15 protein-coding genes are annotated in these 14,707 nt (G+C 71.0%); 4 read left to right on the forward strand and 11 right to left on the reverse strand.

What is annotated here, in order from left to right; all coding sequences use genetic code 11:
* Window positions 1-2: 2 nt before the first annotated feature.
* The 5 genes from N798_RS00295 to N798_RS00315 form a co-directional block, all read right to left on the reverse strand.
* A complete protein-coding gene (locus tag N798_RS00295) occupies window positions 3-389 on the reverse strand; it encodes a hypothetical protein (protein ID WP_035945294.1) in 387 nt (128 codons plus the stop codon).
* Complete coding sequence (locus N798_RS00300) at window positions 389-2,197, reverse strand: Ig-like domain-containing protein (RefSeq protein ID WP_035945297.1); 1,809 nt, start codon at window positions 2,195-2,197, stop codon at window positions 389-391. Before N798_RS00300 ends, N798_RS00295 begins: the two co-directional genes overlap by 1 nt.
* Window positions 2,198-2,423: 226 nt before the next feature.
* Entirely contained in the window at window positions 2,424-2,993 is a 570-nt protein-coding gene (locus N798_RS00305) for a signal peptidase I (protein ID WP_084099901.1), read from the reverse strand.
* 136 nt (window positions 2,994-3,129) lie between these two features.
* Window positions 3,130-3,663, reverse strand: a complete 534-nt coding sequence (locus N798_RS00310; RefSeq protein WP_035945299.1) for a TasA family protein — start codon at window positions 3,661-3,663, stop codon at window positions 3,130-3,132.
* Window positions 3,664-3,805: 142 nt separating this feature from the next.
* Window positions 3,806-5,041: a sensor histidine kinase gene (locus N798_RS00315; protein ID WP_188450421.1), complete on the reverse strand. Its 1,236-nt coding sequence runs from the start codon at window positions 5,039-5,041 to the stop codon at window positions 3,806-3,808.
* A gap of 107 nt (window positions 5,042-5,148) precedes the next feature.
* Here N798_RS00315 and N798_RS00320 point away from each other — a divergent pair, with 107 nt between their 5' ends.
* Complete coding sequence (locus N798_RS00320) at window positions 5,149-5,403, forward strand: acyl-CoA-binding protein (RefSeq protein ID WP_035945302.1); 255 nt, start codon at window positions 5,149-5,151, stop codon at window positions 5,401-5,403.
* A gap of 53 nt (window positions 5,404-5,456) precedes the next feature.
* Here the strand turns inward: N798_RS00320 and N798_RS00325 are convergent, their stop codons facing one another.
* The 4 genes from N798_RS00325 to N798_RS00340 form a co-directional block, all read right to left on the reverse strand.
* Window positions 5,457-6,146 carry a transglycosylase family protein gene (locus tag N798_RS00325; protein WP_035945304.1) on the reverse strand — a complete coding sequence of 230 codons (690 nt, stop codon included), beginning with the start codon at window positions 6,144-6,146 and terminating at the stop codon, window positions 5,457-5,459.
* 206 nt (window positions 6,147-6,352) lie between these two features.
* The gene (locus N798_RS00330) at window positions 6,353-7,807 is read right to left on the reverse strand and encodes a threonine/serine exporter family protein (RefSeq protein ID WP_156971552.1); all 1,455 of its coding nucleotides are present in this window, start codon (window positions 7,805-7,807) and stop codon (window positions 6,353-6,355) included.
* Entirely contained in the window at window positions 7,804-9,555 is a 1,752-nt protein-coding gene (locus N798_RS00335) for a serine/threonine-protein kinase (protein ID WP_052116758.1), read from the reverse strand. Before N798_RS00335 ends, N798_RS00330 begins: the two co-directional genes overlap by 4 nt.
* Window positions 9,556-9,666: 111 nt before the next feature.
* The gene (locus N798_RS00340) at window positions 9,667-10,095 is read right to left on the reverse strand and encodes a CBS domain-containing protein (protein WP_035945305.1); all 429 of its coding nucleotides are present in this window, start codon (window positions 10,093-10,095) and stop codon (window positions 9,667-9,669) included.
* Between the two features lie 203 nt (window positions 10,096-10,298).
* Between N798_RS00340 and N798_RS00345 the strand changes: the two genes are divergently transcribed.
* The 3 genes from N798_RS00345 to N798_RS17105 all read left to right on the forward strand — a co-directional run bounded on the left by N798_RS00345 (window position 10,299) and on the right by N798_RS17105 (window position 13,593).
* Window positions 10,299-11,405: an ABC transporter ATP-binding protein gene (locus N798_RS00345; protein WP_035945307.1), complete on the forward strand. Its 1,107-nt coding sequence runs from the start codon at window positions 10,299-10,301 to the stop codon at window positions 11,403-11,405.
* Window positions 11,406-11,532: 127 nt separating this feature from the next.
* Complete coding sequence (locus N798_RS00350) at window positions 11,533-12,774, forward strand: DUF4032 domain-containing protein (RefSeq protein WP_035945310.1); 1,242 nt, start codon at window positions 11,533-11,535, stop codon at window positions 12,772-12,774.
* A gap of 69 nt (window positions 12,775-12,843) precedes the next feature.
* Window positions 12,844-13,593 carry an RDD family protein gene (locus N798_RS17105; protein WP_052116759.1) on the forward strand — a complete coding sequence of 250 codons (750 nt, stop codon included), beginning with the start codon at window positions 12,844-12,846 and terminating at the stop codon, window positions 13,591-13,593.
* Between the two features lie 101 nt (window positions 13,594-13,694).
* Here the strand turns inward: N798_RS17105 and N798_RS00360 are convergent, their stop codons facing one another.
* Both N798_RS00360 and N798_RS00365 read right to left on the reverse strand, forming a co-directional pair.
* Window positions 13,695-14,147 (reverse strand): DUF2752 domain-containing protein, encoded by a 453-nt coding sequence (locus N798_RS00360; RefSeq protein ID WP_052116760.1) that lies wholly within the window; start codon window positions 14,145-14,147, stop codon window positions 13,695-13,697.
* The gene (locus N798_RS00365) at window positions 14,144-14,569 is read right to left on the reverse strand and encodes a CD225/dispanin family protein (RefSeq protein WP_035945313.1); all 426 of its coding nucleotides are present in this window, start codon (window positions 14,567-14,569) and stop codon (window positions 14,144-14,146) included. Before N798_RS00365 ends, N798_RS00360 begins: the two co-directional genes overlap by 4 nt.
* Between the last annotated feature and the right edge of the window lie 138 nt (window positions 14,570-14,707).

Genomic DNA, 14,707 nt, shown 5'->3' on the forward strand with positions numbered 1-14,707 from the left:
GGTCACCGAGCATAGGTGCCGGACGAGGCGTCCCGCACGGATCTCGTGGGCGCGGCCAGCCGCAGCAGGACGAGCGTGGCAACGCTGAGGACGACGACGAGCAGCTCCCTCACCGTCACCCCTCCCGCGCCCGACCCCGGTGCGCCGAACACCATCCCGACGACGGCGAGGACGAGGCTGACCGCCGAGACGACGGCGGCCACCAGGCGGGCTTCGAAGCCGCCTCCCCTCACGAGGCCGACGACGGCGAGGACGACCGCCGCACAGCCGATCCCGGCGATGACCGCGATCGAGCTCGTCGCCGTGCGGGCCACGTCGACGAGGACGACCCCGAGGAGGCCGACCGCGACCGCGACGCGGAGGAGCGCGGCGGCCGGTCGAGCTCGCATCAGAGGTCCCGGTCGAGCGTGCCGGTCTCGGTGACCGGTGCCGTGGAACAGGTCCGGCCCGTGGCGTCGGTGACGGCTCCCGAGGGCGACCAGACCATGGCGCCGGCGACGGTGGTCGTCCGCAGGCTGGCGGTCTGCCCCGAGGCGACCGTGCCCAGGCGCAGGGTGACCGTCGTCCGCTGCACGCCGCCGACCGTCACGGTGCCCGCGGTCATCGTCGCGTTGAAGGTCACGGTCTTGTTCGTCTTGACGAACTCCTCCTTGAGGTTGACCGAGCCGAGGTTGACGGTCGAGCCGCTGCGCTGGACGTCGAGGGTGTCACCCCGGTTGCCGGTGCCGACGAGGTTGCCGTCGCGCACCCGGACGGTGACCGCCTGGGCCGCGCCGTTCCAGCCGCTCGTCACCGAGGCGAGGTTGATCTGGTCCGTCCACGTGAAGGTGAGCGAGTCACCGTTCTCGAGCCGGCCGGCATACGCACCGCCGTTCGTCGACTGGACGTCGGCTCCACGCAGCGGGGTGTTGTCGACCTTCGCACCCGTGATCGTCGCGGAGGTCGTCGTGCCGCCCGCGCCGTCGACGAGGACCGCGCGGAAGGAGTAGGTGCCGTCGGCGACCTTCGTCGTGTCCCAGGAGCAGGTGAAGGGCGAGCTCGTGTCGGTGCACACGTCGGTCCAGGACGACGAGCCACTCGGCGCGTACTGGATGCGGACCGAGGAGACGCCCGACGTCGACGTTGCGCTGGCGGTGAGGCTGACCGTGCCCGTGAGGAACGCGCCCGGGTCCTCCATCGAGACCGAGGAGACGGTGTTGTCGACCTGGCGGCTCGTGACCACGGCGGACGTCGTCGTGTTGCCGGCGTTGTCGGTCGCGACGGCCCGGAAGCCGTAGCTGCCGTCGGGGATCGTCGTCGTGTCGAAGCGGCACGACCAGGGGTCGACCGTCGCCGTGCAGAGGACCTTCCACGTCGAGCTGCCGGTGAGCGCGTACTGGAGGACGACCTGCGCGACACCCGAGTGGGCGTCGGTCGCCGTCGCGGCGAAGGTGCGCACGCCCTGCAGCGGGGTGCCGGGGTCGGTCATGGTGACGACAGGGGCGAGGTTGTCGACGGAGATGTCCGGCAGCACGGTCGAGATGAGCGTCGAGCCGCCCGAGGTCGCCACGGCGCGCAGGTCGTAGTCGGCGTTGGCGTAGGTCGTCGTGGCCCACGAGCAGGAGTAGGGCGCCGAGAGGCCGGAGCAGAGGGTCTTCCACTGGGTCGTGCCGGCCGGCGCGTACTCGATCCTGACGCTCCACGTGAGGGCGCCCGGGTTGTAGACCGTCGCCGACAGCGGCACGGTGGCGCGGACGAGGTCGCCCGGGTCGCCCAGCACGACCATCGTCGTGTTGGCGACGGTGACCCGGACCGGCTCCGACGTCGTCGCGTAGCCGGCGCGGTCGGTCGCGCGGGCACGGACGTCGTAGGGGCCGTCGGCGACGAGCTTGGTGTTCCACGAGCACGACCAGGGGGCGGCCGTGGCGGTGCAGACCGTGACCCACGAGCCACCGGCGGCGGGCTGCGCCTCGATGACGACGTCCTTGACGCCGCTCTCACCGTCGGTGGCGTTGGCCGTGAGGGTCACGGTGTCTTTGGCAGGGGTGGCGATGCTCGCCATCGCGACGGACGGCGGCGTCCAGTCGGACGCCGCCGTGATCGTCACCTGGCTCGAGCTCGCCGACGTGAATGTCGCCGAGGAGAAGCCGGGAGCCGCGAGACCGAGCACGACCGCGAGCGCCACCACGAGGAGCGAGGCTGCACGGCGGTCGAACACGGCTCCTCCTTCGGGTGCTTGGGCGGCTCGGACGGTTCGGGACGGGTGGGGAGCACGCGTGCTGCGTGCTGGGAACGACGTTACGGAGAGGCGCTCGACGGGGAGTCCACAGAACGTCCCCTGCGGTTCCCCGGTTTGCTACGCGGGGGACGCCCGGTGCGTGGTGGACGGCATACGGGTGGTTCCGCGACCGCTGGGCCGGAGAGGTGACGAGGTCACGACGAGGTCAGGTCGTCGCGACCGGGCGACCCCTCCGTCGCGCCGTCACGGACGACCCGATGTTCTTCACGAGCTCGACGAGGGCGAGCAGCGCGATGATGGCGGCCGGCACGCCGATGACGAGCATCCGGGTCTCCCGGTCGGCGAGGGCGATGAAGACGTAGCCGGCTCGCGGCACCGAGAACTGCACGACCGGCTGCTCGTCCGCGACGAGCGAGAAGGTCCACGGGTCGACGTTGTCGTTCGCGTCGCCCTGGGTGCGCAGCCGGGTCGCGCCCGTGGCGTCGGTGCCCATCTCGACGATGCGGTGGGTGACGAGGTTGGCGACCCCGCTGTCCGGCGGCGGCAGGTAGGTGATGACGTCACCGACCGCGAGGTCCTCGACCGCGACCGGCTTCTCGAAGGCGATCGACCCCTTCGAGATCGACCCGGTCATCGAGCCGCCCGTGATGACGTAGCGCTCGTAGCCGAAGAGGGACGGAAGCAGGTATGCCGTGCACGCGAGCGTGAGTGCCACCAGGGCCACATTCGTCAGGGTTCGCGCGAGACGCGACAGCGAGGAGGCGAGATGCTTCATGGGAGGGCTCCTGCTCGGTGCGGTCGGGATGGGCCGGCGCCGGCTCAGGGAGGCCGGCGCCAGGGACTGCGGGGAGGTGCGGGTGGAAAGGACGGTGACCGGGGGCGCCGGTGGTGGTGGCGCCCCCGTCACGGGGTCACTGTGCGAACGTCTCGCCCGCGAGCTGGACCGAGTTCCAGGTGTAGGTCGCGGTGGCGGTCTTGTTCTGGTCGTCGTTGGTGGTCTCCTGAGCCAGCGTGACCGTGAAGGAGTAGTCGACAGCAGCGCCGGCCCCGATCTGGCCGAGGTCGGTCTTGGTCCCGTCGACGAGGCCACCGAAGGTGCCGTCGAAGATCGTCTTCCCGTTGGTGACGTCCTTGATGGCGAGCTTGAGGTTGCTGCCGGTGAAGGCGTTCGTGGACGAGGTCTCCGTCAGGGAGAACGTCGCCGGGAGGGAGCCCGTGTTCGTGATCTTCACGGCGCCGGTGAGGGTGTCACCCGGCTTGAGGTTGGTGAGGTTGAAGATCTGCGCACCGTTCTTGGAGTTTGTGTGGAGCAGCGTGCCCGAGGTGACGGTGCTGATCGTGTTGCTCGTCTCGGAGCTGAAGGTCGCACCCGACCCGACGGCGAGGGCGCCGGCGGCGAGGAGGACGGTGAGGGGGACGAGGACCTTCTTGGCGGCGATGCTCATGGCGTTTCTGCTCCTGGCTTGTGGTGTTCCGGCTGACCGGAGGGGATACCAAGAACGTTAGGGAGCGCCCTTCCACGGCTTCTCCACACGAGTTACCCGCGAGTTCCCCAGTTCCGCCCCGATGCGGAACGCACCGACACGCTCAGCGTGCGGTCGACTCCGGCCGCGTGAGGTCCTCAGGACGCTCGGGCAGCTCGAACCACACGGTCGTCCCGACGTCCTGCGTGCTGTCGACGCCGACGCGCCCACCGTGTGCCTCGACGATCCGGCTCACCGTCGCCAGCCCCACGCCGTGCCCGTCGACCTCGTCCTCGGACTCCTCGCCGGCGAGCCGGACGTAGGGGCGGAAGACGTCCTCCCTGTGCTCGTCGGGGATGCCGATCCCCTCGTCGCGCACGAGCACACGCCACCAGCCGTCGTGCCGGATCGCGCTCACCTCGACGGTCGGGCTCGTCCCCGGCCGGGTGAACTTCAGGGCGTTGCCCACGAGGTTGAGCGCGACGGCATACAGGAGGTCCGGGTCCCCCGAGACGGACGGAAGGTCGCCGACGGTCACGTTCGCGCCAGAGCTGCCGACGACCGTGCGGAGGTCCGCGACGGCCTGGCCGAAGACGCGACCGAGCGGCACGGGGTCGAACGCGGCGGCGCCGTTGCCGCGTGCGTGGCTGAGGACGCTGCGGATGAGACGGTTCATCCGCAGGCCGGCGTCGCTGATCTCGCCGACCATCTCCGCGAGGTCGGGGTTGTCGGCGACCGCCGGCTCCATCGAGAGCATCTCGGCGTTGGCGCTGATGACCATGAGGGGGTTGCGCAGGTCGTGGCTCACCTGGCCGGCGAAGTGCACGAGCGCCTCGTTGGAGCGGCGCAGCTCGTCGCGGGTTCGGGTGAGCTCGTCGACGGAGTGCGCGACCTCGCGGTTGCGCAGGCGCAGCTCGATGACGTCCATGACGCGCTGGGCGAGGACGACGAGGGCCCGCTGCTGCTCCGGCGTGGACTCGCGCGGCTGCTCGTCGAAGACACAGAGCCGGCCGAGCGTGATGCCACCGGGGGTGACGAGGGGCGCGGACGCATAGAACCGGACCGACCCGATCTCACCGGTGACGAAGGGGTTGTCGGCGAAGCGGTCGTCGCGGCTCGCATCGGACACGACGACGGCGCCCGGATGGTCGACGACGGCCGCGCACATCGAGTCCTCGCGCGAGCAGATCGACGGCTCGAACCCGGCTGTCGCGACCTGGTGCTGCTCGTCGCTCGTGATGAGGTTGATGGCCGCGGTCTCGACGCCGAAGAAGTCAGCGGCGAGCTCGACGAGGGCCTGCAGGTCACGACCGGCGGGTTCACTGAGCACGCCGTAGCGCTGGATCTCGGAATCGCTCACGGACGTCATGGTCGCCCTCTGCACACCTCACTCCCTCCGGTTCCCGTTCATTTTTCCAGAAGGAGCGAGGCTCTGCTCGCCGGCCACCGGGCAGTAGCCTCGGACCCATGGCAGGCACCGAGTTCGACAAGGCCGTCAAGGCCGTGGACGCCCTCGACGAGGACCCCGGCAGCGACACCAAGCTGCGCCTCTACGCGCTCTACAAGCAGGCCACGGTCGGCGACGTCGACGGCAAGCGCCCCGGCTTCACCAACCCGGTGGGCCGGGCGAAGTACGACGCGTGGGCTGCGCTGGCCGGCACGTCGACCGAGCAGGCGGAGGCCGACTACGTCGCCGAAGCGGGCCGTCTCACCGGCGCCTGACTCGTTTCAGGGCTCACCGGCGCGGAGGCGCGCAGCGGCGGATGCTCCCTCGCTCAGCCGAAGAGGCGGTTGAGGTAGCGCTGGAGGGCGGCCGTCGTCTTCGGTCCCCACGAGCCGTCCTGCGTGGCACCGACCTTGGCCTGCAGCGCCTTCGTGGTCTTCGGACCGATGCTGCCGTCGGGGTAGGAGCCGACCTTGGTCTGCAGCTTCTTGATGTCGGAGCGCGACCACGAGGCGTCCACGCTCCCCCCGACCCACTTCTCGACACCCATGCGCGTCTTCGGGCCCTTCTGGCCGTCGACGGTCAGCGGGAAGATCGACCGGGTCGTGTCGCGCGAGACCGTGGTGGCCAGGCCGTTGGCCACCGTGAGCCCGGCCCTCGCCCCGCAGGTCGGCCAGGCACCGGGCCCCTGCACCTTGAGGACCTCCTGCGCGATGAGGATCTGCTGAGCCTTCGTCGCGAGGTTGGCGGTCGTCGCGTAGCGCTGTCCTCCGAACGCCTTCCACGTGGAGTAGGAGAACTGCAGCCCGCCGTAGTAGCCGTTGCCGGTGTTGATCGACCAGTTGCCCCCGCTCTCGCAGGCGGCGACGCGGTCCCACACGGTCGGCGTGGCGCCGGCTCCGGTCGCGAGGCCGACGACGGCCGCGGAGGCCGTGACGGCGAGAAGCGTGGTGCCGACGATCGCGCGCCGCACGGGTCGACGCCTGGTCGGCGTGGCGGGGAACTCGGGTGCGAAGAGCATGCGGGTGGTCCTTTGCGTCAGGGGACGGCAAAGGACATTACGTCACTTCTGTCACATAATTCAATCAAGTCACAGAACTACACAAATGTAACTCACGTACCACGCTGGTGCAACCGCACGCCTACGGCGTGTCCCGTATGCCGTCCGCCCTCGCCATGCGCCCACCTCCGTCCGCCACCTCCCCCACGGCGAGGGCGGACAGCGGCTCAGACGCGGGCGCGGCGGCGCGCCCGGCCGACGCGGCTGTCCCACCGCGAGGCGACGATCTCGCCGAGCGTCGTCCCCGTCGCGATGGCGAGGAGGACGCCGGCCGCCCCGAGCAGGGTGGCGACACCGGCCTGGAACGACAGCGTGCCGATGGACGAGGCGCTCTCCCCCACGAGCTCGTAGAGACCACGGAAGATCGTCAGACCCGGCAACAGCCCGAACGTCGCCGGGACGACGACGACCATCGCCGGCGCCCCGAGCCGTAGCGCGACGAGCCGGCCGACGAGGCCGAGGCTCACGGCGGCGATCCCGGTCGCAGTCACCGACCCCACCTCGGCCACGCGGGTCAGGGCGGCGAAGACGCCGGTGCCGGCGAGCGAGAGGAGCGCCGTGGGCAGGAGGAGCCCGCGCCGACTCTGCATCGTGATCGCACCGCACGAGCCGACGATGAGCGAGCCGAGGACGGCGGCCCACCACTCCGACTGCGAGGTCCGCAGGTCGAGCACCGACGGCGAGACGAAGGAGACGTCCAGGGCGTCGGTGAGCCGGATCGTCAGACCCAGCGCGACAGCGATGCCGATGATGAGGCCGGTGAGCGACACGATGACGGCGAGCAGACGGCCGGCGCCGGTCACGGCATACCCCGAGATGACGTCCTCGACCGCGGAGGCCATCGTCCGTCCGGGAAGGAGGGCGACGATGCCGCCGGCGACGATGAACGCGAAGTCCTTGCCCCCCACCGGTATCCACCCCATCGCACCTGCGGCGTAGGCGACCCAGGCGAGCAGGGTGGCGACGAAGGCCGAGACGGCGTTCGAGTAGAAGTCGGGCAGGCGCATCGGCCCCATCGCCCGCTCGACGGCGGAGACGCCGAGGACGACGAGCACGGTGAGGAAGCCGGTGAAGAGCGAGGCGCCGATCATCACAGCGACCGCGGCGGCGAGCATCGCCGTCGCGAGGGTCACCGACCAGTCGGGCCAGGTCCGCGGGGTGCGCTTGAGGTCACGCAGCTGCTCGGTGGCCTCGTGCATCTCGATGTGACCGTTGACGAAGGCGTCGATGAGCTCGTGGACCGCGACGAGCCGCGCGTAGTCGTGCCGGGTCGAGCGGACGACGCGCAGCGCGGTGACCGAGTGGACCGCGTCGATCCGCGCGTGCACGAGCAGGGACTGGAGGGTGATGTCGATCTCGACGTCGTTGAGCCCGGCGGCGGCGCACACCGCGGCGACGGAGCCCTCGACTTGGGGCGCACCGGCACCGCAGCGCAGCATGAGCTCGCCGAGCCGCACCGCGAGCTCGAGCGCCTCACGGACCCGGGCCTCCTCGGCGCCCTCGCTCGCGACACGGGCGTTGCGGTAGGGCGTGCGCCGCAGCAGGTCGACGAGCGGCATCGGCTCGGTCGGCGGGCCACCCTGGAGCCGCCACTGCCGACGTCGGCGGACCTCGTCGCTCACGGGAGCGTGAGCCGGTCGGCCCACGCCGTGCCCGTGGGCCACCACGACGGTTCACCGGTGACGACACCGGCCGCGGCCACCGCGGCCGCGGTGACGAGGAGGAGCAGCACGACGACCCGGCTGGCGCTCGGGCCCGGTGTGAGGCCGCGGACGATGCTGCGCGTCCCGCGCCGCACGCTCGCGCCACCCGGACCCCACCACGCCATGAGACCGGCGAGGAGACCGCCGACAGCAAGCGGCACGAGCGCGTTGGGCTCGGGCGAACCCGTCCCCTGGACCGCGACGACCACGAGCGCCGCGCAGAAGACGCCCGAGACGGCGATGAGGGCGGGCATCACCGCGCCGAAGAGCGAGGCCAGCAGCCCCACGAGGAGGTGCCACGGGCCGGCGAGCACGGCGACGGGCACGTCACTGCGCCGGACGCCTCGGTCGTGCCTGCGCATGATGAGCGAGGTCACCGAGCGGTCGGTCGTGCGCGCGAGCACGAGCCAGAGCAGCAGGCCGGCTGCGGCGACGACGGGTGCCGTCGCCGCCGCCGCGACGAGGACCGCGAGCAGGGCGCCGACGGTGCCGCTGCGGCTCGCACGGCCGATGCGCGGGTCGAGCCGTTGCTCGCCCGCCCACGGTGCGTTGCCGTCCTGCCCGTATGCCGTCCCGTCACCACCGGGGCCCGGTCCGAGCTGGTCGTGGCGCGGTCCGAAGACGAGGTCGGCGGGGTCCTGCCTCGCGGGCAGCAGGGTCTGCGCCGGCATCGGAGCCGGGCGGATCGGCGTCACGGGCGCGAGACCGGCGATCGGGGCCGCCGTGACGGCGCGGGACAACGGCATCACGGCCGTGCGTGGCACCGAGAAGGACTGGGTCGCGGCCGGCGGCGGCACCGGAGGGCGGACCTGGATGACGTCGGTGACGAGCCCGCCGTGGGCATAGCGCTCGAGTGCCGCGACGACATCGCGCTGGTCCGGCCGGTCCTGCGGGTCCGGCGAGAGCGCGGCATACAGGAGGGGCGAGATCCGCTCGTCGACTCCGCGGAGGTCGGGGTCGCCCGTCGTGACGCGGTTGAGGACGACGTCCATCGGTCCGCGCCCGAAGGGCGGGTGCCCCGACGCGGCATACGCGAGAGTGGCGGCCCAGCCCCACCAGTCGGTCGCGGGCGAGACCGGCTGGCCCTCGACGACCTCGGGCGAGAGGTAGCCGGGCGTGCCCATGACGAGGCCCGTCATCGTGAGGCGGATGTCGTCGGTGACGTGGGCGATGCCGAAGTCGATGACGACCGGGTCACCGTCGACCATGAGGACGTTGCCCGGCTTGAGGTCGCGGTGGACGACGTCGCTCTCATGGATGACGTCGAGCGCCTCGGCGAGGCCGCGCCCGAGGCGGTGCAGGTCGTCCGCGCCCATGGGACCGCTCGACCCGACGACCTCGTCGAGCGGCGGGCCCGGGACGTAGCGGGTGACGATGAACGGGCGCTCGCCGTCGATGTCGGCGTCGATGACCGGTGCCACACGGGGGCTGCGGATGCGGCTCAACGTGTCGACCTCGCGCGAGAGCCGGGCGCGCGCGGCGGGGTCGTGCGCGACGTGTGGGCGCAGCACCTTGATGGCGACGGCCTTGCCCTGGCGGTCGAGGGCGAGGTGGACCACACCCATCCCACCCTCGCCGAGGCGCTGGACGAGGCGATAGGAGCCCAGCAGCGAGTGCTCGGGCAGGGCGTCCCTCCCCTCCGGCTCGTCGAGGATCTCGGCGGTCATGACAGACACGGTATGCCGTCACCCTGAGCGGAACCTGTCCGAACCGCCGAGTGGGCATGGGGCGGGTGTGACCAGTGTGGCGAAGGGACCACGTCCCGGACGGCCCGTGAGCTACTGCTGGATGTAGGCGCTCAGCTGGTCGCGCTCGGCCTGGAGGTCGGTGATCCGGTGCTTGACGACATCACCGATGCTCACGATCGCCGCCAGCCGGCCGTCGACGACGACCGGCACGTGGCGGAAGCGGTTCTCGGTCATCGTGTGCTCGAGCGCGACGAGCTCGTCCTCGGGCGAACACGTCTGCACCTCGGCGGTCATGATCGCGCTCACCGGGCCCTCGAGGATGCCGGCGCCGTCCTTCTGGAGGTGGCGCACGACATCGCGCTCGCTGACGATCCCGGCGATCGTCGCGTCGTCGTCACTGACGACGACGGCGCCGATGCGGTGCTCGGCGAGCAGGTCGAGGAGGTCGGTGACACTGGCGTCGGAGCGCACCGTGACGACGGTGCCTCCCTTGCGCTTCACGACATCGGAGATCCTCATGTGCCGACGGTAGTGCTCCGCGCGGGAGCGCGCCAGACTTCCGCGAAGGCACCCCGCCGAGGCGTCCCGGTGCGCGGCCCGAGCGTGACAGGGCGGACGGCATACGGCATGCTGAACGCACCGCTGACACCGACGTCGGCGGGTTTTCCCTTTACAACGGATCGTCCGGCACGTTCCTGCCGGTGAAGGAAGGCAATGACGCCATGGCAACTGTGAAGTTCGACGAAGCGACCCGGATCTACCCGGGCAACGACAAGCCCTCGGTCGACCGGCTCAACATCGACATCCAGGACGGCGAGTTCCTCGTCCTCGTCGGCCCGTCCGGATGTGGCAAGTCCACGTCCCTGCGCATGCTGGCCGGCCTCGAGGAGGTCAACGGCGGCAAGATCTGGATCGGCGACCGCGACGTCACGAACCTGTCCCCCAAGGACCGCGACGTGGCCATGGTCTTCCAGAACTACGCGCTCTACCCGCACATGAGCGTCGCCGACAACATGGGCTTCGCGCTCAAGATCGCCGGCGTCGACAAGGGCGAGATCCGCAAGCGCGTCGAGGAGGCCGCCAAGATCCTCGACCTCACCCAGTACCTCGACCGCAAGCCGAAGGCCCTCTCCGGTGGCCAGCGCCAGCGCGTCGCCATGGGTCGCGCGATCGTCCGCTCGCCCCAGGTCTTCCTCATGGACGAGCCGCTGTCGAACCTCGACGCCAAGCTCCGCGTCCAGACGCGCACCCAGATCGCCTCGCTGCAGCGCCGCCTCGGCGTCACCACGGTCTACGTCACCCACGACCAGACCGAGGCCATGACGATGGGTGACCGCATCGCGGTCCTCAAGGACGGCATCCTCCAGCAGTGCGCGACGCCGCGCGAGATGTACGACTCCCCGGCCAACGTCTTCGTCGCCGGCTTCATCGGCTCGCCGGCGATGAACCTCGTCTCGGTGCCCGTCACCGACGGTGGCGTGAAGTTCGGCTCGCACACCCTCCCCGTCGAGCGTGACTCGCTCGCCGGCGGCGGCAGCAACGTCATCGTGGGCGTGCGCCCGGAGGACGTCGAGGTCGGCGGCGAGGGCGACGGTCTCGAGCTCACGGTCGACGTCGTCGAGGAGCTCGGCGCCGACGCCTACGTCTACGGCACGCCCACCGACAGCGCCATCAAGCTCGAGGGTGGCGACGACGCGCTCGTCAAGCCGTTCATCGCCCGCGTCGACGGTCGCCGCGTGCCGATGAAGGGCGAGAAGATCTGGGTCCAGCCCAACTCGAGCCACATGCACGTCTTCAACTCGGAGTCCGGCGCGCGCCTCAGCCACTGAGGTAGCCCACCCGTCGTCAGGGGTGCCAGGAGCCGGTATGCCGTGCTCCCGGCGCCCCTGACGCGTTCCGCCCCGCTCCACGCCCCGTCGTACCCAGCGTTCCCGCGTTCCTTTCCGGAGGTGGCCGATGGCCCTCGAGATCACGACTGCGCGACCGGACCCGGCCCTGCTCGACCTGCCGTGGTCGCTGCCGCTCGAGGAGTGGCCGGAGGACCAGCTCGCCGCCCTCCCCCGCGGCATCTCCCGCCACGTCGTGCGCTTCGTCAAGCTGTCCGGCCGCGTCCTCGCCGTCAAGGAGATCAAGGAGGACATCGCCCGGCGCGAGTACGCCATGCTCCGCAACCTGCGGCGCCTCGACCAGCCGTCGGTCGAGCCGTTCGGCATCGTCAGCGGGCGGGTCGCCGCCGACGGCACCCCGCTCGACGCCTGCCTGCTCACTCGGCACCTCAAGTTCTCCCTCCCCTACCGCGCGCTCTTCTCGCAGGGGCTGCGCCCCGGCACCGAGACCCGGCTCATCGACGCGCTCGCCGTGCTGCTCGTCCGGCTGCACCTCACCGGCTTCTGGTGGGGCGACGTGTCGCTGTCCAACACGCTCTTCCGCCGCGACGCCGGCAGCTTCGCCGCGTGGCTCGTCGATGCCGAGACCGGTGAGCTCTTCCCGAGTCTCACCAACGGCCAGCGCGCGCACGACCTCGACATCGCCCGCGTCAACATCGCGGGTGAGCTCATGGACCTTCAGGCCGGCGAGCTGCTCGACCCGACGATCGACCCGATCGACGTCTCCAACCGCATCGTCACGCGCTACGAGGAGCTGTGGCGCGAGCTCACCGCGACCGAGGAGTTCGACACCGGCGAGCGGTGGCGCGTCGAGGAGCGGATCCGCCGGCTCAACGCGGTCGGCTTCGACGTCGACGAGCTCGCGATCTCGACCGACATCGACGGCACCCGCATCAGCATCCAGCCCAAGGTCGTCGACGCCGGGCACCACTCGCGCCGGCTCCTGCGGCTCACCGGCCTCGACGTCGGCGAGGGCCAGGCCCGCCGCCTGCTCAACGACCTCGACAACTACCGCGCCGCCTCCGACCGGCAGAACGACGACGAGGAGCTCGTCGCGCACGAGTGGCTCACGCGGATCTACGAGCCGATCACCCGCCGCGTGCCGCGCGAGCTGTCGGGCAAGCTCGAGCCGGCCGAGCTCTTCCACGAGGTGCTCGAGCACCGGTGGTACATGGCCGAGCGCGAGCAGCAGGACGTCCCCATCGAGCGGGCCATCGAGGACTACGTGAGGTCGATCCTGCCGACCAAGCCCGACGAGGTCTCGGTCGTCGGCGTCGACACGGTCGAGATGCCGGTCATCGCCGCGGACTGAGTCCGCCCCCGGGCGCCGGTCACTAGGATCGGGGCGTCCATCGCCACGCCCACAGGGGGAACCACCCGCATGTCCGAGCCGCACGACCCGAACCGACCGCAGGAGCCGGCGGAGCGACCTGCCTCGTCGTCGAGCGGGGGCTACCAGCCTGAGCCGCCGTCGTGGTACCGCGAGCCCGGTGCACCGGGGCAGCAACCGCAGCAGCAGCCGTATGCCGGCGGCGCACCCTCGCAGCCCGCCTACCAGGCCGCGCCGGGCTACCAAGCGGCCCCGGGCCTCAATCCCTATGGCGGCGCCCAGCAGGCGTGGCCGGGGTCCAAGGCCTACGTCGAGCAGCACTTCGGCCCGGTCGCCGGCTTCGGCAGCCGAGCCGGTGCGCTCATCATCGACACGCTGCTCACCCTGCTCGGCCTCATCCCCTTCATCCTCGGAGCGGTCCTGCTCGTCACCGCGGCACCGGACGTGGACGCCGCCGGCTACTCGGTGCCGGGCACCGCGGACGGAGGGCTGGCAGCGACGGGCGGCATCCTCATGGGCCTCGGCGTGCTGCTCATGATCGGCATCCAGATCTGGAACCGGATCTTCAAGATGGGCCGCACCGGCCAGAGCGTCGGCAAGAAGATGCTCGGCCTCAAGCTCGTCAACGAGCAGAACGGCCAGCCGATCGGCGCGATGCAGTCGTTCCTGCGCGAGCTCGTCGGCGGCCTCATCAACCAGATCGTCTACCTCAGCTACCTCTGGATGCTGTGGGACGACAACAAGCAGACCCTCGCCGACAAGGTCGTCCACTCGACGGTCATCGAGGTCCCCAAGTCCTGACCCCGGGCTCCCGACTTATTGCGAAAAAGCGACACTTCTGGGCCGATTTCGGCCCCGAATGTGTCGCCTTTTCGCAATAAGTCGCGGTCGGGATCCGCGGGTCACTCCGGGGAGAGCCAGGTCCAGCCTGGGACGTTGCGCAGCACCCAGAACGCCATGATGACCCAGAAGAGGCCGTAGAGCAGCCACGCCGGGGCTGCGGTCATCCGTCGCTCACCGCGCCACTGGCGCCGGGTCCATCGCGCGAAGCCGAGGACCAAGACGACGAACGTCGCCACGGCGAGCGGGTTGCGGTGCAGGGCCTCGAGCACGTCGCCGTTGCTCAGCGCGTGGGTGGCGCGCAGGGTGCCACACCCCGGGCAGAAGGTGCCGGTGAGGAGGAGCCACGGGCACGTCGGGTAGTTGCCCGGCTGGTTGGGGTCGAGCAGGTGCGCGACGAGGACGAACCCCGTCGCGCCGGCGGCGGAGACCGCCGGCCACAGCAGACGACGCCCCCGCCCGACCGACGGGTCGGCGAGCAGGGGCGTCGAGGACTGCAGGGACGTCTGGATCACATGCCCGTGGTCGAGGTGTCCGAGCTCAGCACGCCGGCGAAGATCAGGACGACGTAGATGAGCGTCGCGATGATGCCGAGAACGAGGGCGATCGTCGCGAACTTCTTCGCCTTGGCCGCGGCCTCGACGGCGCCGGCCTGGTCGCCCGCGTTCCACTTGCCGTTGACCTGCGCGGCGAAGACGACGGCCGGGATGCCGAGCGGCCAGCAGCAGAGCAGGCCGAGGATCGCCAGGACGAGGTTGTTGCTCGGCGGCGGGCCCGCGGGAGCGCCACCGTAACCGCCGGAGGGCGGCGGCGGGGCGCCGTAGGAGCCGCCGTCGTAGCCGCCACCACTCGGCGGGGGCGGCGGGGTGGAGCCACCGTCGTTGCCGCTGCCGCCACCGGGCGGCGGGGGCGGCGGGGTGCTTCCGTAGTCAGACATTCTTGGTCCCTCTCGACTCATGAGCTGTGGGGAGGTTCCCCCTGTCGGAAACCCGACTGCCGCACATCGTGGCACAGGTCCCGGTCGGGAGGAGGGCGACGCACGGGCCGACCTCGCATCGTGACGGCATACGGAATC

It is taken from the genome of Knoellia flava TL1, from assembly GCF_000768675.1.
GTDB lineage: Bacteria > Actinomycetota > Actinomycetes > Actinomycetales > Dermatophilaceae > Knoellia > Knoellia flava.